Genomic DNA, 22,422 nt, shown 5'->3' on the forward strand with positions numbered 1-22,422 from the left:
GGCGAGCAGGGTTCTTGCCGCGGGTGACCACGGTTCTATCTCGGCGGATCGTGTTCAGGCGGGGAGGTCGACGACGCGGTCGGTGCCGCGCCAGGCGGTGAGGGCGCCCGAGGTGGCGGCGGCGAGGTCGGCGTCGAAACGGTCGAGCTCGGTGGGCGGGACGAGGACGGTGAACCGCGCCTCGGTGCCGTACGTGACGTCGTCGAGGGTGCCGTCGTGCTGAGCGCACCAGTCGCGCAGGACGCCGTGCAGGCGGCCGGCGTCGGCGTGCGGGACGTCGACGCGCACCTCGGTGAGCACCGCGCGACGGACGGGGCGCGCGACGTCGAGCGCCTCGCTCACCGCGGACGAGTACGCCCGGACGAGCCCGCCCGCGCCCAGCAGGACGCCCCCGAAGTAGCGCGTGACGACGGCGACGACGTCCGTGACCTGACGGTGCCGCAGCACCTCGAGCATGGGGACGCCCGCGGTGCCGGAGGGCTCGCCGTCGTCGGTGGAGCGCTGCTGGTCGGCGTGGGCGCCGACGACGAGCGCGACGCAGTGGTGCCGCGCGTCCCAGTGCTCCTTGCGGACGCGCGCGATCACGACGTCGGCGTCGGCGACCGACGTGACCGGGGAGAGGTGCGCGAGGAACCGGGACTTCTTGACGACGAGCTCGTGGTCGACGGGTCCGGCGATCGTCCCCCACAGCTCACCGGTGCCCGCGCTCATCCCGCGAGCCTATCCGTGGGTGCGGTCGCCCGGAGCAACCGGCGAGCGAGCGGCCTGCCGCCGAGAGAGCGACGGGCGACCGTGCGGAACCGGCGTTCCGTGCGGTCGCCCGTCGCTCTCTCGGCGGGTGTGGCCACCGGGGTCAGTCCGTGCCGGACTCCATGGCGGCGCGGTCGAGGAGCGCGTCGTCACCCTCGGCCATGCCGCGCGAGGCGATGACCTCGGCGCCACCCTCGGGCATCGCGCCGATGAGCTCGGTCGTCGCCCCGGCTCCGATGAGCGCCGCGTGCGCGGTGCCGACGATGCCGATGCCGGCGTACTGCTCGAGCTTGGCGCGCGAGTCGGCGATGTCGAGGTTGCGCATGGTGAGCTGGCCGATGCGGTCCATGGGACCGAACGCGGAGTCCTCGGTGCGCTCCATCGAGAGCTTGTCCGGGTGGTAGCTGAACGCGGGCCCGGTCGTGTCGAGGATCGAGTAGTCCTCGCCGCGGCGCAGGCGCAGCGTGACCTCGCCCGTGACGGCGGTGCTGACCCAGCGCTGGAGGGACTCGCGGATCATGAGCGCCTGGGGGTCGAGCCAGCGGCCCTCGTACATGAGGCGACCGAGACGGCGGCCCTCGGTGTGGTACTGCGCGAGCGTGTCCTCGTTGTGGATCGCGTTGACGAGGCGCTCGTACGCGGCGTGCAGGAGCGCCATGCCGGGCGCCTCGTAGATGCCGCGGCTCTTGGCCTCGATGATGCGGTTCTCGATCTGGTCGGACATGCCGAGGCCGTGGCGGCCGCCGATCGCGTTGGCCTCCTGGACCAGGGCGACCGCGGACTCGAACTCCTGCCCGTTGATCGTGACGGGGCGGCCCTGGACGAAGCCGATCGTCACGTCCTCGGCCGCGATCTCGACCGAGGGGTCCCAGAACCGGACGCCCATGATGGGCTCGACGGTCTCGATGCCGGTGTCGAGGTGCTCGAGCGTCTTCGCCTCGTGCGTGGCGCCCCAGATGTTGGCGTCCGTCGAGTAGGCCTTCTCGGTGCTGTCCCGGTAGGGGAGGTCGTGGGCGAGGAGCCACTCCGACATCTCCTTGCGGCCCCCGAGCTCGGCGACGAAGTCGGCGTCGAGCCACGGCTTGTAGATGCGCAGGGCGGGGTTCGCGAGGAGGCCGTAGCGGTAGAACCGCTCGATGTCGTTCCCCTTGAACGTGGAGCCGTCGCCCCAGATCTGGACGTCGTCCTCGTGCATCGCGCGCACCAGCAGGGTGCCGGTGACGGCCCGGCCCAGGGGAGTGGTGTTGAAGTACGCGCGCCCGCCGGAGCGGATGTGGAACGCACCGCAGGCCAGGGCCGCGAGGCCCTCCTCGACGAGCGCCGCGCGGCAGTCGACCAGGCGCGCGACCTCCGCGCCGTACGCCGTGGCGCGTCCCGGCACCGACGCGATGTCGGGCTCGTCGTACTGGCCGATGTCGGCGGTGTAGGTGCAGGGCACGGCGCCCTTGTCGCGCATCCAGGCGACGGCGACGGACGTGTCGAGGCCGCCGGAGAACGCGATCCCGACGCGCTCGCCGACGGGGAGGGAGGTGAGAACCTTGGACATGCTCAAAGTATGCGCGAATCTGCATAGGTATTCAATCTCGCCCGACGGGTCGGGCTCTCGCGCGCCGGTGCCGGCGTGTCTCAGTCGTAATAGTGTGCCAAGCGGAGTACGTTCTCGAGCGTGACCACCGACTCCGCCATCTCACCTTCCGAAGGCCCCGACCGCACGGGTGCCGACCCCGCGGCCTCCCCGTCTCGCTATCCCCGGCCGACGGTCTCGCTGGACGAGGCCGAGTGGGTGTGGCGGACGCTCGCCACCGAGGCGATGGTCGAGTCGGCGAAGCCGGAGACGGTGCGGCTCGCCGTGATCGCGGGGCTCACGCGCGCGACGGGCGCCCGGTACGGCGACTTGCTGCGCTGCACCGCCGACGCGATCGACCTCGGCCCCGCGACGGCGCGGGCGGGGGAGGGGAGGGTCGTGCTCACGCACGGCAAGCACCGCACGGTGCGCGAGCACGTGCTCAGCGCGAGCGTCGTCGTCGTGCTGCGGCGCTGGATGGCCGTGCGCGAGGTGCTCGCGGCGGACCTCGAGGGGTCGGTGCCGCGCGCGCTGCTGCTCACGGTGCACCACACGCACGACAACGGCGTGACCGTCTCCAGCGGCCTGCCCATCACCAAGCAGGGTCTCGTGCTCTCGTGGCGGCGGTTCGTGCACCGGACGAACGCCCGCTACGGCGCCGTGCGGGCTCCGCTGCCGACGCGCTTCGAGCAGGTCCGGCGGGCGTGGGTCGAGGCGTCAGCGCCCGTCGGCAGCGGGATCGTCGCCGGTCCCGGGCTCGGCGACGACGCCGGGCGGGACGCCCTCCTCGCCGCCGAGCTCCTGGAACAGGGTGACGTGGAGGCCGGCGGGGGCGTCGAGCCGTGAGTTGAGCGAGCCCCACGGGGTGCGGGTCGGGGGAGCGACGAGGTCTGCCCCGGCCTCGACCGCGCGCTCGGTGGCGGCCCGCGCGTCGTCCACCTCGAACGCCACGCGCAGGTGGCCGGCCACCTGGCGCCCGACCTCGACGTCGTCGATCGCCCGCTTGTGGGCCGGGTTCGCGATCTCGAGCGTCGCGTGCCCGACGTCGAGGATCGCCACCCGGTCCTCCTCACCGTCGGCATACGCGATGCGCTCGGGGAGGCCCAGGACGTCGCGATAGAAGGCGAGAGCGGCGTCGTAGTCCTCCGCCTCCACGACGAGACGGAGCTGGCGGACGGTGGGCTGGCGAGGAGTGTTGTCGCTCATCCGGCGACACTACGTCACATCGGAGAAAAATAGTGTGCCAAGCGCCCTCAACCAACCCCACCCACCGGACACAACTCACCACACAGCACGGAAAAGCCGGCCGCGCGCCGGGTCGGGTGGACCGTGGCGCGCGGCCGGCTCTGAGCTGTGGAGCAGCGGTCCGGCAGGGGAGCGGGCGTCAGGGCTGGCCGGCGGCCGCCTGCTCGGCCTTGCGCGCCGCGCCCGTCTCGGTGCGCGCGCCGTCGGTGGAGAGGTCGCCGCCGGTCGACTCGAGGTGCGCCCGGACGAACCAGTGGAACAGCTCGAGGTCGTGCAGGTGTCCGATGAGCAGGTCGTTCGTGACGTCGTCGAGGCCCTCGGTGGCGGACGCCGCCTCGCGGTGCGCCGTGATGACCCCGACGTACACCTCGTCGAGTGCCCCCAGGTGGGCGATGGTCGAGGCGCGGCCGAGGGAGTAGTCCTCCCAGGTCCGCTCCGCGACGAGCGCGCCGGGAGTGCCCTTCGGGGAGACGCCGAGGGTCGCGATGCGCTCCGCGACGGCGTCGACCATCGCGCGGACGGCGTCGACCTGCGGGTCGATCATCTCGTGCACCGCGATGAAGTGCGGCCCGACGACGTTCCAGTGGATGTGCTTGAGCGTGAGCTGCAGGTCGTTGAGCGCGTGCAGGCGCTCCTGGAGGATCCCGGCGACCTTCGCCCCTTCCTCGGGGGTGAGCGACGGGACGGTGTACTTCGGCAGGTCGGAGCGAGCGGCCATGGGTGCCTCCTCGGGTCGGTTCGTGCGCCGCGGCGGCGGCGGGACGGTCTCGGGTGCCGTCCCCGCCATCGTCGGGCGGTCCTCGGCCGCTCGCAGGGCGAGGTCAGTCCCGCGGCGTGACGAGCAGCACGAGGCCCAGCACGACGACACCGCCGAGCGCGGTCGCGACCGCGGACGAGACCTCTCGCGCGGTGACCGCCTGGACGCCGAGCGCCACCACGAGCAGCGCGGCCTGCAGCACGACGACCCGACGGAGGTCCGGCAGGACCGCCCGCAGCTCGGCGCGCGCGTCGGGTGGCACGTGGTCCGCCCACCAGGCGGCGCGCAGGACGAGGTGGCCCAGCGGGAGGAGCGCGAACACGATGGGGTCGAAGGGGCCGTCCCCCTCCACGATCAGGAGGAGGCCGCCGAGGAGCACGAGCACGTGCGGGACCGGCGGCGCGGGGAGGAAGGCCGTCGCGGTCCCGAGGGCGACGGCGGTGCCCCCGACGAACGACGGTGCGAGACCCGTCGTCTGGAGCGCGGCTCCGGTGAAGGCGGTGGCGAGGACGAGGAGGACGACGCGCGGCCACCAGCCCGCGACGGCGCGCCCGGTCTCGACCTCGAGGCGGGGACGCGGCCCTGCGGTGACGACCTCGCGTCGGACGAGGCGTCTCATCGGGCACCCCCGAGAGGGCCCGGTCGACCGGGGCCCTGCCGGTCGAGCCGTCGTGCCGCGAGCTCGAGCGTTCCGCGAGCGCCGTCGGCGCCGGGTGTGCCGTCGTGCCAGCGAGCGACGACGATCCCGCGCTCGCGCAGGTCGTCCACGCGGTCCGCGCGCTCGTGGCGCGTGACGGCCCAGGCGGTCGCGACGTGGTCGTCGACCTCGGCGAGGGAGACCGGTGGGAGGACGTCGACGACGACGACCACGTGCCCGGTGTCGTGCCACTGGCGTGCGAGGCGGGGCGCCTCGTCGTCGAGGAGGGTCGAGAAGAGGTAGACGGCGGCGCCGGCGGGCACCTGGGGCGGGCGGAGGCGCGCGGAGGGGTCGCCGACGGGTCGGGCGAGGGCGAGGCCGTGGAGGACGCGGCGCAGGTGGCGTCGTCCTCCGCCGGCGCGGACGGGCCGGGCGAGGCGGCCGAGGTCGTCGAGGGCGACGCGGTCGCCGTCGGCGAGGACGGTCTGGGCGACGGACGCGGCGGCGTGGCGCGCGAGGTCGAGGGAGGTGGCCTCGTCGGGGCGCTGGGCGCCGACGCCGCTCCAGGTGGCGAGGTCGGGGGCGACCTCGTCGCGGGAGTCGACGACGAGGACGACGGTCGCCTCGGCGGTGCCGAAGGTGCGGCGGACGTACAGCGTGTCGAGGGTGGGTGAGCGGCGGGCGGTGGCGCGCCAGTCGATGCGGCGGAGCCGGTCGCCCGGGCGGAAGACGTCGACGTCGCGGAGCTCGGTGCCGTCGCCGGGGCGTCGGGAGGTGTGGGGCCCGGAGAGGCCGCGCAGGCGGGAGGCGATGGGCAGGCGTCCGAGCGGGAGCGGGCGGGGCAGGACGAGGCGGCGTGGTCCGCGGGCGACGCGGGGGACCTGCTCCTCGACGCCGTCGGGCCCGTAGGCGGCGTAGTCGACGCGGAGGGTGTCGGTGACGCCGGTGCGCGCCGAGGGCGCGCGCCAGGTGAGCTCGCGGGTTCCGGCCGTGGTGCGGACCAGGCGTTCGGTAACGAGGCCACCGGGGGCGAGGGCGCGCAGCCGCAGGAGCTCGACGCCGGGCGGCACGTCGGCGACGGTGCGGGCTGCGAGGGTGCCGGGTGGGGCGTCGGCGTCGAGGACGACGCGCACGGTGACGGGTCCGTGGGGGCGGCGGGTCCAGCCCCAGACGGCGCCGAGGAGGGGCGCGACCCCGAGGAGGGCGGCGTCGGGGCGGCGGAGGAGGACGCCGAGGGCGAGGAGGGTGGTGCCGAGGAGGACGCCGGCGGCGAGGTGGACGGTGGTGCGCCAGCGGGGCGCGTCGGTGTCGCGGTCCGCCGTGGTGGTGCTCATCCGCGGTCGCCGACGGTGGCGGGTCCGGGGACGGTCTGGAGGATGCCGGCGACGACGGTCTCGGGCCGCAGGTCGGCGGCCCAGGCCCCGGGGGTGAGGGTGAGGCGGTGGGCGAGCACGGGGACGGCGACGCGCTTGACGTCCTCGGGCAGGACGACGTCGCGTCCGTCGAGGACGGCGACGCCACGGGCGAGGAGAGCGAGGTTCTGCGAGCCGCGGGGCGACGCGCCGACCTCGAGGTCGCGGTGGGTGCGGGTGGCGGCGGCGAGGTCGACACAGTAGGCGACGACGTCGGGGTGGACGTCGACCTGCTCGACGGCGGCCTGCATGGCGAGGACGGTGTCGCGGTCGACGACCTGGCGCACGACGGGGTCGTCGTGGCGGCGGGCGATGCGGCGGGTGAGGACCTCGCGCTCCTCGTCGCGGCCGGGGTACCCGACGGAGAGACGCACCATGAAGCGGTCGAGCTGCGCCTCGGGGAGCGGGTAGGTGCCCTCGTGCTCGACGGGGTTGGACGTCGCGACGACGTGGAAGGGGCGGGGCAGCGCGTGGGTGGTGCCCTCGACGGTGACCTGGCGCTCGGCCATGGACTCGAGCAGCGCGGACTGCGTCTTGGGGGCGGTGCGGTTGATCTCGTCGGCGAGCAGCAGCCCGGTGAAGACGGGCCCGGGCCGGAACTCGAACGTGCGGGTCGCGGGGTCGTACACGGAGGACCCGGTGACGTCCGACGGCAGGAGGTCGGGGGTGCACTGCAGGCGGGTGAAGTCGAGGCCGAGGGCCCGGGCGAGGCTGCGGGCGGCGAGGGTCTTGCCGAGCCCGGGGACGTCCTCGAACAGCACGTGCCCGCCGGCGAGGACCGTGGCGAGCGCGAGGGTCAGGGGTTCGCGGGCGCCGACGACGGCGGTCGCGACCTCGTCGAGGACGGCGCGGCCGTGCGCGGCGACGGTGGGCACGTCGAGGGTCGTGCCCGGTCCGGCGGTGCGGGGGGCGGGGTCGGCGGTCATCGGGGTGTCCCTCCGTCGGGGCGGTCCGGGCGGTCGTGGATGGTCGTCGGGTCGAGCCGGTCGAGCCGGTCGAGCCGGTCGAGCCGGTCGAGCCGGTCGAGCCGGTCGAGCGCAGCGAGCCAGGCGTCGAGCTCGGCGGGCGTGGGGAGGCGCCCGTCGGCGACGAGGTCATGGACGGTGCGCGCGACGCGGGGGCCGAGGAGACGGGCCACGTCGGTCGCGGCTCCGGGGTCGGCGAGATCGTCGATCCCGTGGCGTGACAGGCGACGCTCCGTGAGGTGGCGCACCCGGCGGGCGGCGCCGACCGTGACGCGTCCGTCGCGGCCCAGGACCGACCAGCCGAGGTCGGACACGTCGCGCCGGTTGCCGTCGCGCCGCACGTCGGGGACGCGCGGCCACACGGTGTCCCCGGCGTACCCGGTGCGGTGCCACAGCACGACGCCCGCGACGCCGAGGGCGGTGAGCATGAGGGCGTGCGCGGGCGAGGAGCCGAGCAGCACGAGGACGACGCCGAACCCGACGGCGGTGGTGGCCGCGAGCAGGGCGCGCCGGTCCGCCGGGCGCAGCCGGTCCCAGCGTCCGCGCGCCCTCACGGCCGCGCCTCGTCGTGGAGCGGGCGGTCGTGGGACGCGGCCGTGGCGGGGTCCCCGGTGCCGACGACCCGCGTCGTGAGGTCCGCCGCGATGCGGGCGAGCGCCGCGCGCGCCGCCTCCAGGTCGCTCTCCCCGAGCGGCGTCTCGCCGAACCGGGCCCGGTGGTACAGGCCGCGCAGCGTCGCGACCGCGTCCGCGTCCACCCGGGTGCTCGCCAGGACCGCGGTCGTGAACTCCGTGGGCGTCTGTGCGGGGTCGCGCCGGGTGCCTGCCCGCTCCGCAGCGCGCTCGAGCGCGACCCAGGCGGCGACGACGGCGTCGTGCGGGTCCGCGTCCGGCGCACGCAGGTCGTCGTGCGCCCGCTCGACCGCCGCCCGCAGCTCCGGCACGACCGGGTCCTCCGCAGCGTGGACGGAGACGTCGCCCGGCGCCGTGACGAGGAGGTCGCGTCGGCGTCGCCGCACGAGGAGGGCCGGGAGGTAGCGGCGCGCCAGCACGACGAGGACCACGAGCACGACCGCGCCCAGGGACCAGAGCAGGTACGTGTCGAACGACAGGCCCCCGGTGTCGGTCAGTGCCCGGAGGTCCTCCCGCTCCTGCGACAGGACGTCGGTCGCGGCGGTGTCCGGCGGCGGCGCGACCGGGTCCCGCGCGACGTCGTCGAACCAGCCGGGCGCGTCCCAGCCCCACGGCGCGCCGACGGCCGCGGCGAGCACGGCCGCGAGCGCCAGCGCCGTGACGGCGGCGAAGCGGGCCGGTCCGGGCCGGCGGTGGTCGTCCCCCTGCGGTGCGGTCATGCGGGTCGGAGCGACTCTGCGTGGACTCCGGCGACGGCGGCGGCGACGAACGCGGCGGGGTCGGCGTCGAGGCCGCGGCCCATGGTGGAGAGCCGGACGGGGGCGTCGTGGAGGGCGTCGAGGAGGTCGGGGTCGGCGGGGACGGCGACGAGGTGGTGGCGCCCGGTGGGGGCGGCGAGGGTCGCGGCCTGCTGGGTGACGCGGCGGGTGAGGTCGGCGCCCCACCCGGTGAGGGCTTCGAGGTCGGGCGCGGGGACGGGCACAGGGACGTCGCTGGGGGCGAGGGCGACGCGGCCGTAGGCGGTGAGGGAGTGGTGGGAGACGCCGAGGTGGCGGTCGCGGGCGTCGGCGCCGGAGACGCGCAGGGAGGCGACGGGGCGGCCGCGGAGGGCGGCGACGGCGTTGAGGGCCTCGCCGGCGGCGACGCCGGAGAAGCCCCAGCGGGTGCCGGTGCCGAGGTTGCCGGGTCCTTGGGCGACGACGACGAGGTCGGCGCCGGTGACGTGGCGGGCGGCGAGGAGTCCGGTGTGCACGGTGACGGCCTCGAGGTCTCCGCCGAACGCCTGCCCGACGGTGAGGCAGGTGTCGATCCAGCCGGTGTCGCGCAGGGTGGCGACGGTGCGGGAGAACGCGGCGGGGAGGGCGCCGCCGTCGGTCATGACGTAGGCCACCCGTGGCGTGGGGCGGCCTGCGAGCGCCGCGGCGTGCCGGGCGCCGGCGACGACGGCGGGCAGGGCGGAGTGGAGGTCCGCGACGACGACGGGGGTGCCGTCGAGGTCGTCGGCGTCGCGGAGGGTGTCGTGGTGGGGGGACTCCTGCTCGTCGACGCCGAGGACGAGGGCCTGGAGAGGGGTGTAGCGGGCCTTGACGAGGTGGCCGGGCCCGGGCGCGGGGTCGGGCGGGAGGGGTGTGCCGGGCTGGGCGGGGCCGACGACGAGGGCGTACCCGCCGGTGCCGAGGCCGCGGGCGAGGGCGGAGACGTTGAGGAGCACGTGGTCGCCGGGTCCGGGGGTGCCGACGAGCTGGGTGTAGGCGAGGGCGCGCACGGTCGCGTCGGGGTCGTCGTCGCGCCCGGGCAGGGGGGTGTGGAGCCGCACGTGCAGCTCCTGGGCGCCGGTCCAGGTCTTCGCGTGCGACACCACGGTCGCGGTCCGCCACGTGATCACGCGGCACACCCTATCGACCGACTAGCGTGGTGCCCGATGTCCGAGCCCACGCCCCCCTCGTCCGTGCCCGACCCTGCGCCGTCGTCGTCGGGGTCGTCGCCGACGAACCCGGCCGCGCGTCTGCTGAACCTGGTGATCGCGCTGGTGAACACGAACGCGTCGATGACGAAGCAGCAGATCCGCGTCAGCGTGGCGGGATACGGCGACGCCCCGTCCCCGGACGCGTTCGAACGGATGTTCGAGCGCGACAAGGACACGTTGCGCGACCTGGGGATCCCGATCGTGACGGTGGACGCGGGCGGGCACGCGGACGAGGTGGGGTACCGGATCGACCAGGACGCGTACGCGCTGCCCGCGGTGGACCTGACGCCGGCGGAGCTGGGGGTGCTGGCGCTGGCGGCGCAGTTCTGGCAGGACAAGACGCTGCGGACGGACATCTCGCGGGCGCTGACGAAGCTGCGGGCGGCGGGCGCGGGGGAGACCGCGATGGACGTGGTGGCGGGTCTGGCGCCGCAGGTGCGGCCGGTGGGGGACGCGTACGCGACGCTGATGGACGCGATCTCGGCGCGGCGCGCGGTGTCGTTCACGTACCGGGCGGCGAGCACGGGCGAGGTGCGGGCGCGGCGGGCGCAGCCGTGGCGGATCGCGGCGCGGCGCGGCGGCTGGTACCTCGTGGGGTTCGACCTGGACCGGGGGGCGCCGCGGTCGTACCGGCTGAGCCGGGTCGAGGGCCGGGTGCGGGCGACGGGTCCGCGCGACGCGTTCGAGGTGCCGGCGGAGGTGGACGTGGACGCGGCGCTGGGCACGCGCGACGCGGGCGGGGTGGCGCGTCTGGCGGTGGTGCCGGAGCGTGCGGGCGCGCTGCGGGCGCGCGGCACGGTCGTGGGGTCGGTGCCGGACGCGCGGGCGGGCGACGGCGCGGGCCGCGACGTGCTGGAGGTGGCGTACGACGTGCGGTACGCGCTGGCGGACGAGGTCGTGGGGTACGGCGACGCGGTGCTCGTGCTCGGGCCGCCGGACCTGCGCGCGGCGGTCGTGCGCCGGCTGCGGGACGCGGCGGCGCTGGGATCGTCGTCGGCACCCGTGCCGGGTTCCGGGCAGGGCGAGGGGTCGACGGAGGTGGCGGGGCGTGGCTGAGCGCGCGGACGACCGGCTGGTGCGCCTGCTGGGCATCGTCGCGTACCTGGACGGGGCGGGCCCGGTGCCGGTGGGCGAGCTCGCCCGGCACTTCGGCGTGAGCGAGCGCCAGGTCCTGGACGACGTCGACGCCCTGTGGGTGTCCGGCACGCCCGGGTACTGGCCGGACGACCTCATCGACTTCGACGCCGACTCGATCGAGCGCGGCGTCGTGCGGCTCACCGAGGCGCGCGGCATGACCCGGCCCCTGCGCCTGGGCACGCGCGAGGCGGTGGCGCTCATCGCGGCGCTGCGCGCCATGCGGGAGACGGCGGCGGTGCAGGCCGACCCCGAGCGCGCGGGCGTCGTCGAGTCGGTGCTGCGCAAGCTCACCGACGCGACGGGCGAGGCGGCGGCGGCGCTCGACGTGCAGCTCGCCCCCGAGGGCGACCCGCGCGTCGTCGCGGCGATCACGAGCGCGCTCGTCGCGGGCCACCGCCTGCGCATCCGGTACGTGACGGCCGCCGACGAGGAGTCGGAGCGCGAGGTCGACCCCGTGTCCCTGCACACCCAGGACGAGCACGCCTACCTGCTCGCCTGGTGCCACCGCGCGCAGGGCCGGCGCACGTTCCGCGTCGACCGGATCCTCGCCGCCACCGAGCTCGACCAGCCCGTCGAGGGGCACGACGTCGACCCCGACGTCGACTTCACGCCCACCGGCGACGCGCCGCTCGCGACGATCACGTTCGCCAGCCCCGCGCGCGCCGTCGCGGAGCAGGTCCCCGTCGAGTCCGTGCGCAACCTGCCCGACGGCGCGTTCGAGGTGCGCCTGCGCGTCACCAACCCGGTGTGGCTGCGCCAGCTCCTCACGGAGCGGGCGCGGCACGTGCTCGCCGTCGAGCCGGCCTCGGTCGCGCGCGACGTGCGCGAGGCCGCGAGCGCCGCCCTGTCCGCGTACGCGCACCTGCCGGGCGAGCCCGACGGCGCGTCGGGCGGCGTCGCGTCCGGCGGCACGGCTGCTGGCTAGGGTGGGCGGCATGTGGTTCTGGGTCTGGACGCTGCTCGTCGTGGGCACGCTCGTGGGCGCGTTCTTCCTCGCGCGGCGCCTGTGGCGGTCCGTGAAGGGGCTGGGGCGCGAGCTGTCGCGCGCGTCGCAGGTGGCGGCGGACATGAGCGCGCGGGCGGACGAGCTGTCGCGCGCCCTGGAGGAGGCGCAGCCGTCGACCGCGCCGACCCTGTTCGACGACCCGGTCGCGCTCCAGGAGCGCGTGGACCTGCTGCGCGCCGAGCGGGCGGAGCGGCGTGTCCAGCGGCGCCGGCGCGACGAGCAGGTCTGGTCCCGCTGGCGCCGGTTCAACGCGTAGGGTTCACCACGTAGACTCGCTCGCGTAGCGCCGTTCGCCTCGAGGAGGAGTTAGCCCATGGGCATGCTCAAGCCCTGGCACATCATCGTGCTGGTCGTCGTCATCCTGCTCCTGTTCGGTGCGCGTCGGCTCCCCGACCTGGCCAAGAGCGTCGGGCAGTCGCTGAAGATCTTCAAGAGCGAGGTCAAGGACCTGCGCGAGGACGACGCCACGCCGCCCGCGGCGGGTGGCGCCGGGTCGTCGTCCGCGTCGACCGGCACGTCCTCGCCGACCGTGACCGGAGGGACGACGTCGCCCGAACCGGGCGACACCTCGAAGGGATAGTCGGTGTCACGTACGTCCCGTGACCCCGAGGGGCGGATGCCGCTCCGCGAGCACCTCCTGGAGCTGCGCAAGCGGCTGTTCCTCGCCGCGTGCGGCCTCGTGGTCGGCGCGATCGTCGGGTGGTTCCTCTACGAGCCGCTGCTCGAGGCGCTGCAGGCGCCGCTGCTCAAGGCGGCGGAGGAGCAGGGCAAGGTCATCAGCCTGAACTTCTCGGGCCTGGCCTCCGCGCTCGACATGAAGGTCAAGGTCTCCCTCTTCCTCGGCGTCATCGTCACCTGCCCGTGGTGGCTTTACCAGCTGTGGGCGTTCATCACACCGGGCCTGACCACCCGGGAGAAGCGGTACGCGTTCGCGTTCCTCGGTGCGTCGGTCCCGCTGTTCCTCGGGGGCGCGTTCCTCGCCTGGTGGGTGCTGCCGCACGCGGTCGACATCCTCGCCGGGTTCGTGCCCGACGGCGCGACCAACCTGGCCGACGCGCAGGGCTACCTGAGCTTCGTCATGCGCCTCGTGCTGGCGTTCGGACTCGCGTTCGTGCTGCCCGTCGTCCTCGTCGCGCTCAACGCGGCCGGGATCCTGCGGGCGTCCGCGATGGCCAAGGGCTGGCGGTGGGCGGTGCTCATCGCCTTCGTGTTCGCGGCCGTGATGACCCCGACCCCGGACGCGCTGACGATGATCTTCGTGGCGCTGCCGATCTGCGGCCTGTACTTCGCGGCACTCGGCATCAGCTACCTCCACGACCGGCGCGTCGACAAGCTCGACGCCGCACGGCTCGCCCTGTGAGCGCCCCGCCCCGGCCGCGCCCCCGCGGGCGCGGGGGTCGCGCGTGAGCACGGTCGCCCTCGTCGTCAACCCGACGGCGGGGCGCGGCCGCGGCCGCGCGGCCGGGGACCGCACCGCCGACGCGCTGCGCGCCGCCGGGCACGCCGTCGTCGACCTCAGCGCCCCGAGCCTGCCCCTCGCCCAGGAGTCGGCCGACGCCGCCGTGCGCGGCCCGGGCGGCGACGGCGCGGGAGCACGGCCCGGGGTGGACGCGCTCGTCGTCGTGGGCGGGGACGGCATGGTGCACCTCGGCGTCAACGCGACCGCCGGGACCGGCGTCCCGCTCGGGATCGTCGCGGTCGGGACGGGCAACGACTTCGCGCACGGCCTCGGGCTGCCCACGACCCGCACCGACCGGTGCGTGGACGCCCTCCTCGCGGCCCTCGGCACCGCCACGAGCACCGTGTCCTCGGCGAGCGCGCCGCCGTCCGTGCGCGCGGTCGACGCCGCGCGCGTCACGGGCGAGCACCTGGCAGCGCCCCGCTGGTACGCGGGCGTGCTGTCCGCGGGGATCGACGCCGCCGTCAACGCGCACGCGAACGCGGCCACGTGGCCCCGCGGCCGGTCCCGGTACGCGCGCTCGGCCCTCACGGAGATCACGCGCTACCGCCCCTACGGGTACCGGGTCACGCTGCACGGCGTCCCCGCGGGCGACCAGCTGCCCGACCTGCTCGCCGGGGCGCCCCTCCTGCTCGACGGCGCCGCCGTCGGGACGAGCCCCGACGGCGGCGGCACGCAGGGCGGGCGGACCGTGGTGTGGGAGTCGCCGGGCGCGCTCGTGTCGGTCGCGAACGGTCCGCGGATCGGCGGCGGCATCCGGATCGCGCCGGGCGCGGCGCTCGACGACGGCCTCCTCGACGTCGTCGTCGCAGGCCCGTTCGGGCGCTGGGGCGCGACGCGCATCTTCCCCGGCATGTACGCGGGGCGGCACCTGGCGAACCCGGGCGTGGGGACGCTGCGCGCGACGTCGGTGACGGTCGCGGCGACCGAGGCGGGCGCGACCCCGCCGCACGCGTTCGCCGACGGGGAGCACCTCGGCCCCCTGCCGCTGCGGGTCGACGTCGTCCCGGGCGCGCTGCACGTCCTCGACGCCCCGGCCCGTCCCGCCGCGCAGCGCTGACACCCCGCCGGCGACCGGGAGGCGGCCGGTCGGCGAGGCGGCCCGCGCGCCGACCGGCGAGGTCGGCGGTGGACCGTAGGCTGGCACCATGACGGCCGCTGAATCGCCCGCCGCCCGTTATGCCGCGTCCCGGGCCCGCCAGGCGGCGTCCCGCACCCGGCTCGCGGAGTTCCGGCAGGTCCTCGACTTCCCCCTCGACGACTTCCAGGAGCGCGCGTGCGAGGCGCTCGAGGAGGGCCGCGGCGTCCTCGTCGCCGCGCCGACGGGCGCGGGCAAGACGGTCGTGGGCGAGTTCGCCGTCCACCTCGCCCTCGCGGGCGGGCGCAAGGCGTTCTACACCACCCCGATCAAGGCGCTGTCGAACCAGAAGTACGGCGACCTCGTGCGCCGCTACGGCGCCGACTCCGTGGGTCTGCTCACCGGCGACACGACGATCAACGGGGAGGCGCCCGTCGTCGTCATGACGACCGAGGTGCTGCGCAACATGCTGTACGCGGGCTCGCGCACGCTCGACGGCCTCGCGTTCGTCGTCATGGACGAGGTGCACTACCTCGCCGACCGGTTCCGCGGGCCGGTGTGGGAGGAGGTCATCATCCACCTGCCCGACGACGTCCAGCTCGTGTCCCTGTCCGCGACCGTGTCGAACGCCGAGGAGTTCGGCGACTGGCTGGAGATGGTGCGCGGCGACACCACCGTCGTCGTCAGCGAGCGCCGGCCCGTGCCGCTGTGGCAGCACGTGCTCGTCGCGTCGGCGAACCCGGCGACCGGGGTCGCGCACGCGGGCGGCGGGCGGGCGCTCGGCGCGGACCTGCTCGACCTCTACGCCGGGCACGTGGACCCCACGGACCCGGGCGTGAACCCGCCCATCAACCCGGACCTGCTGGCCGCGTTCCGCGCGGCCCCGCGCACGAGCGCGTCGGGCCCGGGCGGGCGGCGCGGCGCGGGCGACCGCGGGTACCGGGGGCGGGGCGGGCGGCGCCCCGGTCCCGACCGGTCGGGGCTCGGGGCGCGCCGCACCCCGGCGCGGTTCGCCGTCGTGGACGCCCTGGACGCGGACGGGCTGCTGCCCGCGATCTACTTCATCTTCTCCCGCGCCGGGTGCGAGGGCGCCGTGCAGCAGTGCCTCGCGGCGGGGCTGCGCCTCACCTCGCCCGCGGAGGAGGCGGAGATCCGGCGCGTCGCCGAGGAACGCACCGAGACCATCCCCGCGGAGGACCTCGAGGTGCTCGGGTACTGGACGTGGACGGAGTCGCTCGCGCGCGGGATCGCGGCGCACCACGCCGGCCTGCTGCCCGTGTTCAAGGAGACGGTCGAGGAGCTGTTCAACCGCGGCCTGGTCAAGGTCGTGTTCGCCACCGAGACGCTCGCGCTCGGCATCAACATGCCCGCCCGGTCCGTCGCGCTGGAGAAGCTCGTCAAGTGGGACGGGACCGCGCACGTCGACGTCACCCCCGGCGAGTACACCCAGCTCACCGGCCGGGCGGGGCGGCGCGGCATCGACGTCGAGGGGCACGCCGTCGTCGTCGACCACGCGGGCCTCGACCCCGTGCACCTCGCGGGCCTGGCGTCCAAGCGCCTGTACCCGCTGCGCTCCAGCTTCCGGCCCACGTACAACATGGCGGTCAACCTCGTCGCGCAGGTCGGGCGCGACCGGGCGCGCGAGGTGCTGGAGACGTCGTTCGCGCAGTTCCAGGCCGACCGCGGGGTCGTCGGCCTCGCGAAGCAGGCGCAGGCGCACGCCGAGGCGCTCGACGGGTACGCGCAGGCCATGACGTGCGATCGGGGCGACTTCGCCCAGTACGCGGCGCTGCGGCGGCGCATCACCGCGCGCGAGGGCGACCTGTCGCGCGCCGCGAGCCGGTCCCGGCGCGCGGAGGTCGTGGCCGCGTTCGAGCGGCTGCGGCCCGGGGACGTGGTGGAGGTGCCGTCGGGGCGGCGCGCGGGCTACGTCGTCGTGCTCGACCCGGGGGAGGGGGCCGGGTTCGACGGCCCGCGCCCCACCGTGCTCACGCAGGACCGGCAGGTGAAGAAGCTCACCGTGGCCGACGCGCCCGGCGGCATCCGCACCGTCGCCACGGTCCGGGTGCCGAAGTCGTTCAACCCGCGCGTCCCGGCGCAGCGGCGCGACCTCGCGTCCACGCTGCGCAACGCCCTCGGGGCGCTCGACGAGCCCGGCACGCGACCCGGGCGCACCACCCGCACCCGGTCCGCCGCCGCGGACGACGCCGAGCTCTCCCGCCTGCGCGCGCAGCTGCGCGCCCACCCGTGCCACGACTGCCCCGACCGCGAGGACCACGCCCGCTGGGCCGAGCGGTGGGCCCGGCTCAAGAAGGAGCACGACCAGCTCGTGCGCCGCGTCGAGGGCCGCACCGGGTCCATCGCGCGCGTGTTCGACCGCATCTGCGACGTCCTGCTCACGCTCGGCTACCTCGCCCCCGGCGAGGTCGCGGACGACCCGGCCGCACCGCTCGAGGACGCCCTGGACGCGGAGGAGCCCGCCCACGGGGCCCGGGCCGGCGGCGAGCGCGACCGCGCGGGGCGGGCCGGGCTGCGCGTCACGCGCGACGGACAGTGGCTGCGGCGCCTGTACGCCGAGAACGACCTGCTGCTCGCCGAGTGCCTGCGCCGCGGCGTGTGGGAGGACCTCGACGCCCCCGCCCTCGCCGCGGTGGTGTCCACGTGCGTGTACGCGGGACGGCGTGAGGACCGCGGCGAGCCCGACGTCCCCGGCGGGCCGCACGGCACGCTCGCCCGTGCGCTCGAGGCGACCACGCGCGTGTGGTCCGAGGTGGACGACCTCGAGGAGGCCCACGACATCGACGCCACCGGCGCCCTCGACGAGGGCCTCGTCACCGCCGTGCACCGGTGGGCCGTGGGCCGCAGCCTCGACGCCGTGCTGCGCGGCTCGGAGATCGCGGCCGGCGACTTCGTGCGCTGGTGCAAGCAGGTGATCGACGTCCTCGACCAGGTCGCGACCGCCGCGCCCACGCCCGCCGTGCGGCGCACCGCGCACCAGGCGATCGAGAAGCTGCGGCGCGGCGTCGTCGCGTACTCGAGCGTCTGAGCCGCCCGCGCCCGCACCGCCGGGAGCCCGCGCGGGCGCGTGACGTGCGCGACACCCGCCGCCACCTGCGCGGACGTCGCGCCGGAACGGCGAGGTTCGGGCGGTTGTGGCGGTATCGTGAAGGATTGTGGCCTCAACCCTGTACCGCGGCGGCGTGATCCACTCCCAGGCCGACCCGTTCGCAGAAGCGCTCCTCGTCGACGACGGCGTCATCGCCTGGATCGGCGCCGACGACACGGCCGACGGGCTCGCCGCCCGCGCCGACCGCGTGATCGACCTCGACGGCGCGCTCGTCGCGCCCGGGTTCGTCGACGCGCACGTCCACCTGTTCGAGATCGGGCTCGCCCTCGCGGGCGTCGACCTGTCCGCGAGCGCCGGCGTGACGACGCTCGCGGCGGCGCTGGAGGCGGTCGCGAAGGCCGCGGCGGGCGTCGGGGACGACGACGTCGTGCTGGCGTTCGGGTGGGACGAGCGGTCCTGGCCCGAGGGGCGTCCGCCGACGCGCGACGAGCTCGACGCGGCCGCGGGCGGGCGCGCGGTGTACGCGGCGCGGGTCGACGTGCACTCCGCCGTGGTCTCCACGACGCTCGCGCGGCGCTGCGCCCTGGCGGAGCGCCCCGGGTGGGACGAGTCGGGCTGGGTCACGGGGGAGGCGCACCACGTCGCCCGGGACGTCGCGCGCGACGTGTCGCCCGCGCGGCGCACCGCCCTGTACCGGGCGGCGCTGCGCGCGGCGGCGGAGCAGGGGATCGTGTCGGTGCACGAGATGAGCGCCCCGCACATCGACACGCGCGCCGGGCTGCGCGAGCTCCTCGCGCTCACAAGCGACGCGTCCTCGGGGCTGGCGCACGTCGTCGGGTACCGGGGCGAGCTGTGCACCACGGTCGACGACGCGCGCGAGGTCCTCGCGGACGTGCCGGGACTGACGGGGCTCGCGGGCGACCTCAACGTGGACGGGTCGATCGGGTCGCGCACCGCGGCGATGCGCCTGCCCTACCAGGACGGGCCCGACCCCACCGACCGGGGGAACCTCTACCTGAGCGCGGAGCAGATCGCGAACCACCTGTCCGCGGTCGGGGCGGCGGGCACGCAGGGCGGCTTCCACGTCATCGGGGACCGCGCGATGGACGAGCTCGTCCTCGGGCTCGAGGTCGCCGCGCAGGTCCACGGCCAGGGCGCGGTGCGCGCGGCGCGGCACCGGGTGGAGCACGCGCTGTTCGTGGACGCGACGGCGCTGGCGTCGCTGCTGCTGTTCGGCGTGAGCCTGAGCATCCAGCCGGGGTTCGACGCCGCGTGGGGCGGGCCGCAGGGCATGTACGCGGCGCGCGTGGGCGCGACCCGGGCCGAGGGCCTGAGCCCGTTCGCGGACCTGGCGGGGGCGGGCGTCCCGCTCGCGTTCGGGTCGGACGCGCCCGTCACGCGCCTCGACCCGTGGGCGGGCGTGCTGGCCGCGATGTCGCACGTGGACCCCGACCAGCAGATCTCGGCGCGGGCCGCGTTCCGCGCGCACACGCGCGGCGGGTGGCGCATCGCGGGCCTGGACCACACGGGGGCCGGCCAGCTGCGCGTCGGGGCGCCCGCGCACCTCGCGGTGTGGCGGGGCGAGCACCTCGTGGTGCAGGGCGCGCTCGGGCGCACGACGTCGTCGTGGAGCACGGACGCGCGCGCCGGGCAGCCGCTCCTGCCGGAGCTCGGCCCCGACGTGCCGCGACCCCGGTGCCTGCAGACGGTGCGCGACGGCGTCCCCCTGTTCGACACGTTCGTGTGACCGCTACCGCTTGACAGGGCCGTGAGCCGGAGTAGGTTCGACAGGGTGTTCCGGCCCCCGCGGCCGCAGGGGGATCAGCCACCGACGACGACCCCTCGGCGTTCCGCGCCGGGTACCTGGCCGGGCTCGCGCGCTCAGTAGAAAACGTGCTCCGCCGGTGGCGGCGGCGTACGGGCCGAAGGGCGTGCGAGCCCGCACACACCACCCTCGGGCCGCCTGCGGATCACCCGCCGGGCCGACGCCGCGGACCCCGGTCCGCGCAGGTGCGTGGCGTAGGGTGCACCCGTGCACGCCCCCGAGCCCGCGGCCACCCCGGCCGGGCGACCCCGCCCCGCAGGACCGGCCACCTCAGGACCGGAGACCCCGTCGTCGCACGCCTCGTCCCCGGCGCCCCCCGCGCCGGTGCGCGCCGAGAACGGACGCGGGACCCCCGCGGTGGTGGACGGCGGCAGCCCCGTCGGGCCCCCGTCGCGGCCGCTCTCGCTCCTCCTGGCCCTCGCGGGCGGCCTCGCCACCGACGCGGCCTTCCCCGACCGCGGGTGGTGGCCCCTCGCGTTCGTCGGCGTCGCCGCGCTGTTCTGGGGGCTGCGGCGCGACGGCGCCCGCTGGGGCTTCCTCGTCGGGCTCGTGTGGGGTCTGGCGTTCTTCCTGCCGCACCTGTGGTGGGCCAACTACGCGACCGAGACCGTGCCGTGGGTCGCGCTGTCCGTCATGGAGGCGTGCTTCGTCGCCGTGCTCGGTGCCGCCTGGGCCTGGGCCCGCCGGTGGTCGTGGCTGGCCGGGCGCCCGGGGGCGCAGGCCGTCGCGTTCGCGCTGCTGTTCGTCGGCGTCGAGCAGGCGCGCACCGAGGTCCCGTTCGGCGGCTTCCCCTGGGGCCGGCTCGCGTTCTCCCAGGCGGACTCCCCGCTCGGGCGCGCGGCCTGGCTCGGGGGCGAGGTCCTCGTGTCCCTGCTCGTCGCGCTCGCCGGGTCGCTGCTCGCGGTCGCGGTGCTCGCGCTGGTGCGCCGCCGCGACGTCGTCACGGGCGCCGTCGTCCCGGGCGCCGTCGTCCCGGCCGCCGTGGCCGGTGCGCTCGTGGCCGCGCCCCTGCTCGTGCCGCTCGACACGCGTGCCGAGGCCGGCACGCTCGCCGTCGGGGCGGTGCAGGGCAACGTGGGCGAGCCCGGGCTCGGGTCGTTCGCGAACCGGGCCGAGGTGCTCAACAACCACCTGCAGGGGACGGTCGCGCTGCTGGACCAGGTGGAGCCCGGCGACCTCGACGTGGTGCTGTGGCCCGAGAACGGCTCCGACCTCGACCCGCAGACCGCGCCCGACGTGGCGCGCGCCATCGACGACGCCGCGCGCGAGGTCGAGGCCCCGATCCTCGTCGGCGCGCAGGAGTACCCCGACACCGGCGGCCGGTACAACGTGTCGCTGCTGTGGGAGCCCGGCGCGGGCGTCGTGGACCGCTACGCCAAGCAGCACCCCGCGCCGTTCGGCGAGTACATCCCCCTGCGGTCCCTGCTGCGGATCTTCTCCGACCAGGTCGACCGGGTCACCATCGACATGATCCGCGGCACCGAGACCGGGGTCGTGGACCTCGCGTCCGAGCGCCTCGGGCGCACCGTGCCGCTCGGCGTCGTCATCTGCTTCGAGGTCGCCTACGACGGCCTCGTGAACGACGCCGTGGACGCGGGCGCCGAGGTGCTCGTCGTCCAGACCAACAACGCCTCCTTCGGGTACACCGCCGAGTCCACGCAGCAGCTCGCGATGTCGCGCCTGCGCGCCGTGTCGACCGGGCGCGCGACCGTGCAGGTCTCGACCGTCGGCGTCAGCGGCGTCATCGCCCCCGACGGCGAGCTCCTGCAGAGCACCGACCTGTTCACCGCCGACCAGATGGTCGCCGACCTGCCGCTGCGCACGAGCCTCACGCCCGCCGTGCGGGCGGGGGACTGGCCGGGCCGCGTCGTCGAGCTCCTCGCCCTCGGGCTCCTCGCCGCGGGCGTCGTCACCGCGGTCCGCGAGCGCCGCACCCCGACCGCCGCGGCCCCGGCCGGAGACGAGGCGCCGTGAGCGGGCCTGCGGGGGAGGGCGGCGTCCCGGGCGGGCGCGTGCTCGTCGTCGTGCCCACGTACGACGAGGCGCTGACCCTGCCGGGCACGCTGGCACGCCTGCGCGCCGCGGTCCCGGACGCGGACGTGCTCGTGGTGGACGACGCCAGCCCGGACGGGACGGGCGACCTCGCCGACGCCGCCGCCGCCGTCGACCCGGGCGTGCACGTGCTGCACCGGGCCGGGAAGGAGGGCCTGGGCGCCGCGTACGTCGCGGGGTTCGGGTGGGGCCTGGACGCCGGGTACGACGTGCTCGTGGAGATGGATGCCGACGGCTCCCACCAGCCGGAGCAGCTGCCGTCCCTGCTCGCCGCCCTCGGCCCCGCCACGGGGGACGGCGCGCACGACGGCGCGGACCTCGTCATCGGGTCGCGCTGGGTCCCGGGCGGGCGCGTGGAGAACTGGCCGCGGCACCGCGAGGTGCTCTCGCGCGCGGGCAACGCGTACGTGCGCCTCGCGCTGGGGCTGCACCTGGGCGACGCGACGGCGGGCTACCGCGCCTACCGCGCGTCCGCGCTGCGCGCCGTCGACCTCGCGAGCGTCGAGTCGCACGGGTACTGCTTCCAGGTCGACATGGCGTGGCGAGTCGTGCGGGCGGGGGGTCGCGCGACGGAGGTGCCGATCACGTTCGTCGAGCGCACGGCGGGGCGGTCGAAGATGAGCCGCGCGATCGTCACCGAGGCGCTGTGGAAGGTCACGGTCTGGGGTGCTCGACGGCGCGCGGCCCAGCTCGCGAGCCTCGCGCGGTCGGTCGCGGGGCGGCGCGGCACGCGCTGAGGCGTCGCCGTGGTGCGGGCCGCGTGAGTCCGCGACGTGCCGAGCGAGTCCGTGCCGTGCCGGGCCGCGTCGGCGCGCACGGGCCCGTGCGAGGGCGACGGCCCCGGCCGCGACGCAGAGAGGCCCGGACCCC

General features: G+C 76.2%; 20 protein-coding genes. 10 read left to right on the plus strand and 10 right to left on the minus strand.

Annotated elements, in window-relative coordinates; all coding sequences use genetic code 11:
* Positions 1–54: 54 nt before the first annotated feature.
* The 10 genes from ABRQ22_RS08845 to ABRQ22_RS08890 all read right to left on the minus strand — a co-directional run bounded on the left by ABRQ22_RS08845 (position 55) and on the right by ABRQ22_RS08890 (position 9,847).
* Complete coding sequence (locus tag ABRQ22_RS08845; RefSeq protein WP_353709264.1) at positions 55–711, minus strand: YigZ family protein; 657 nt, start codon at positions 709–711, stop codon at positions 55–57.
* A 142-nt stretch (positions 712–853) separates the two neighbouring features.
* Complete coding sequence (gene argG, locus ABRQ22_RS08850; RefSeq protein ID WP_353709265.1) at positions 854–2,296, minus strand: argininosuccinate synthase; 1,443 nt, start codon at positions 2,294–2,296, stop codon at positions 854–856.
* A 735-nt stretch (positions 2,297–3,031) separates the two neighbouring features.
* The gene (locus ABRQ22_RS08855; protein ID WP_353709266.1) at positions 3,032–3,520 is read right to left on the minus strand and encodes a VOC family protein; all 489 of its coding nucleotides are present in this window, start codon (positions 3,518–3,520) and stop codon (positions 3,032–3,034) included.
* Positions 3,521–3,698: 178 nt separating this feature from the next.
* The gene (locus tag ABRQ22_RS08860) at positions 3,699–4,277 is read right to left on the minus strand and encodes a DNA starvation/stationary phase protection protein (protein ID WP_253049476.1); all 579 of its coding nucleotides are present in this window, start codon (positions 4,275–4,277) and stop codon (positions 3,699–3,701) included.
* A gap of 103 nt (positions 4,278–4,380) precedes the next feature.
* Positions 4,381–4,935 carry a hypothetical protein gene (locus tag ABRQ22_RS08865; RefSeq protein ID WP_353709267.1) on the minus strand — a complete coding sequence of 185 codons (555 nt, stop codon included), beginning with the start codon at positions 4,933–4,935 and terminating at the stop codon, positions 4,381–4,383.
* Positions 4,932–6,287 (minus strand): DUF58 domain-containing protein, encoded by a 1,356-nt coding sequence (locus ABRQ22_RS08870; protein WP_353709268.1) that lies wholly within the window; start codon positions 6,285–6,287, stop codon positions 4,932–4,934. The genes ABRQ22_RS08865 and ABRQ22_RS08870 overlap by 4 nt, the downstream gene beginning before the upstream one ends.
* Entirely contained in the window at positions 6,284–7,291 is a 1,008-nt protein-coding gene (locus tag ABRQ22_RS08875; protein WP_253049470.1) for a MoxR family ATPase, read from the minus strand. The genes ABRQ22_RS08870 and ABRQ22_RS08875 overlap by 4 nt, the downstream gene beginning before the upstream one ends.
* A complete protein-coding gene (locus tag ABRQ22_RS08880; RefSeq protein WP_353709269.1) occupies positions 7,288–7,884 on the minus strand; it encodes a hypothetical protein in 597 nt (198 codons plus the stop codon). The genes ABRQ22_RS08875 and ABRQ22_RS08880 overlap by 4 nt, the downstream gene beginning before the upstream one ends.
* Positions 7,881–8,681 carry a DUF4129 domain-containing protein gene (locus ABRQ22_RS08885; RefSeq protein ID WP_353709270.1) on the minus strand — a complete coding sequence of 267 codons (801 nt, stop codon included), beginning with the start codon at positions 8,679–8,681 and terminating at the stop codon, positions 7,881–7,883. Before ABRQ22_RS08885 ends, ABRQ22_RS08880 begins: the two co-directional genes overlap by 4 nt.
* Positions 8,678–9,847, minus strand: a complete 1,170-nt coding sequence (locus ABRQ22_RS08890; protein ID WP_353709271.1) for a DUF3866 family protein — start codon at positions 9,845–9,847, stop codon at positions 8,678–8,680. The genes ABRQ22_RS08885 and ABRQ22_RS08890 overlap by 4 nt, the downstream gene beginning before the upstream one ends.
* A gap of 36 nt (positions 9,848–9,883) precedes the next feature.
* Here ABRQ22_RS08890 and ABRQ22_RS08895 point away from each other — a divergent pair, with 36 nt between their 5' ends.
* The 10 genes from ABRQ22_RS08895 to ABRQ22_RS08940 all read left to right on the plus strand — a co-directional run bounded on the left by ABRQ22_RS08895 (position 9,884) and on the right by ABRQ22_RS08940 (position 22,289).
* Positions 9,884–10,984 carry a WYL domain-containing protein gene (locus ABRQ22_RS08895; protein WP_353709272.1) on the plus strand — a complete coding sequence of 367 codons (1,101 nt, stop codon included), beginning with the start codon at positions 9,884–9,886 and terminating at the stop codon, positions 10,982–10,984.
* Entirely contained in the window at positions 10,977–11,990 is a 1,014-nt protein-coding gene (locus tag ABRQ22_RS08900) for a WYL domain-containing protein (RefSeq protein ID WP_253049460.1), read from the plus strand. Before ABRQ22_RS08895 ends, ABRQ22_RS08900 begins: the two co-directional genes overlap by 8 nt.
* A gap of 10 nt (positions 11,991–12,000) precedes the next feature.
* The gene (locus tag ABRQ22_RS08905) at positions 12,001–12,327 is read left to right on the plus strand and encodes a hypothetical protein (RefSeq protein ID WP_353709273.1); all 327 of its coding nucleotides are present in this window, start codon (positions 12,001–12,003) and stop codon (positions 12,325–12,327) included.
* 57 nt (positions 12,328–12,384) lie between these two features.
* Positions 12,385–12,651, plus strand: a complete 267-nt coding sequence (tatA, locus tag ABRQ22_RS08910; protein ID WP_353709274.1) for a Sec-independent protein translocase subunit TatA — start codon at positions 12,385–12,387, stop codon at positions 12,649–12,651.
* Between the two features lie 36 nt (positions 12,652–12,687).
* Entirely contained in the window at positions 12,688–13,431 is a 744-nt protein-coding gene (gene tatC, locus ABRQ22_RS08915) for a twin-arginine translocase subunit TatC (protein ID WP_253050706.1), read from the plus strand.
* 43 nt (positions 13,432–13,474) lie between these two features.
* Positions 13,475–14,590 carry a diacylglycerol kinase family protein gene (locus ABRQ22_RS08920; RefSeq protein ID WP_353709275.1) on the plus strand — a complete coding sequence of 372 codons (1,116 nt, stop codon included), beginning with the start codon at positions 13,475–13,477 and terminating at the stop codon, positions 14,588–14,590.
* Positions 14,591–14,678: 88 nt separating this feature from the next.
* Positions 14,679–17,654, plus strand: coding sequence for a DEAD/DEAH box helicase (locus tag ABRQ22_RS08925; RefSeq protein WP_353709276.1), 2,976 nt, complete (start codon positions 14,679–14,681; stop codon positions 17,652–17,654).
* A gap of 127 nt (positions 17,655–17,781) precedes the next feature.
* Complete coding sequence (locus tag ABRQ22_RS08930; RefSeq protein WP_353709277.1) at positions 17,782–19,422, plus strand: amidohydrolase family protein; 1,641 nt, start codon at positions 17,782–17,784, stop codon at positions 19,420–19,422.
* A gap of 438 nt (positions 19,423–19,860) precedes the next feature.
* Positions 19,861–21,474, plus strand: coding sequence for an apolipoprotein N-acyltransferase (gene lnt / locus ABRQ22_RS08935; RefSeq protein ID WP_353709528.1), 1,614 nt, complete (start codon positions 19,861–19,863; stop codon positions 21,472–21,474).
* Positions 21,471–22,289, plus strand: coding sequence for a polyprenol monophosphomannose synthase (locus tag ABRQ22_RS08940; protein ID WP_353709278.1), 819 nt, complete (start codon positions 21,471–21,473; stop codon positions 22,287–22,289). The genes lnt and ABRQ22_RS08940 overlap by 4 nt, the downstream gene beginning before the upstream one ends.
* Positions 22,290–22,422 lie beyond the last annotated feature (133 nt).

It is taken from the genome of Cellulosimicrobium sp. ES-005 (assembly GCF_040448685.1).
GTDB classification, from domain to species: Bacteria; Actinomycetota; Actinomycetes; order Actinomycetales; family Cellulomonadaceae; genus Cellulosimicrobium; species Cellulosimicrobium cellulans_G.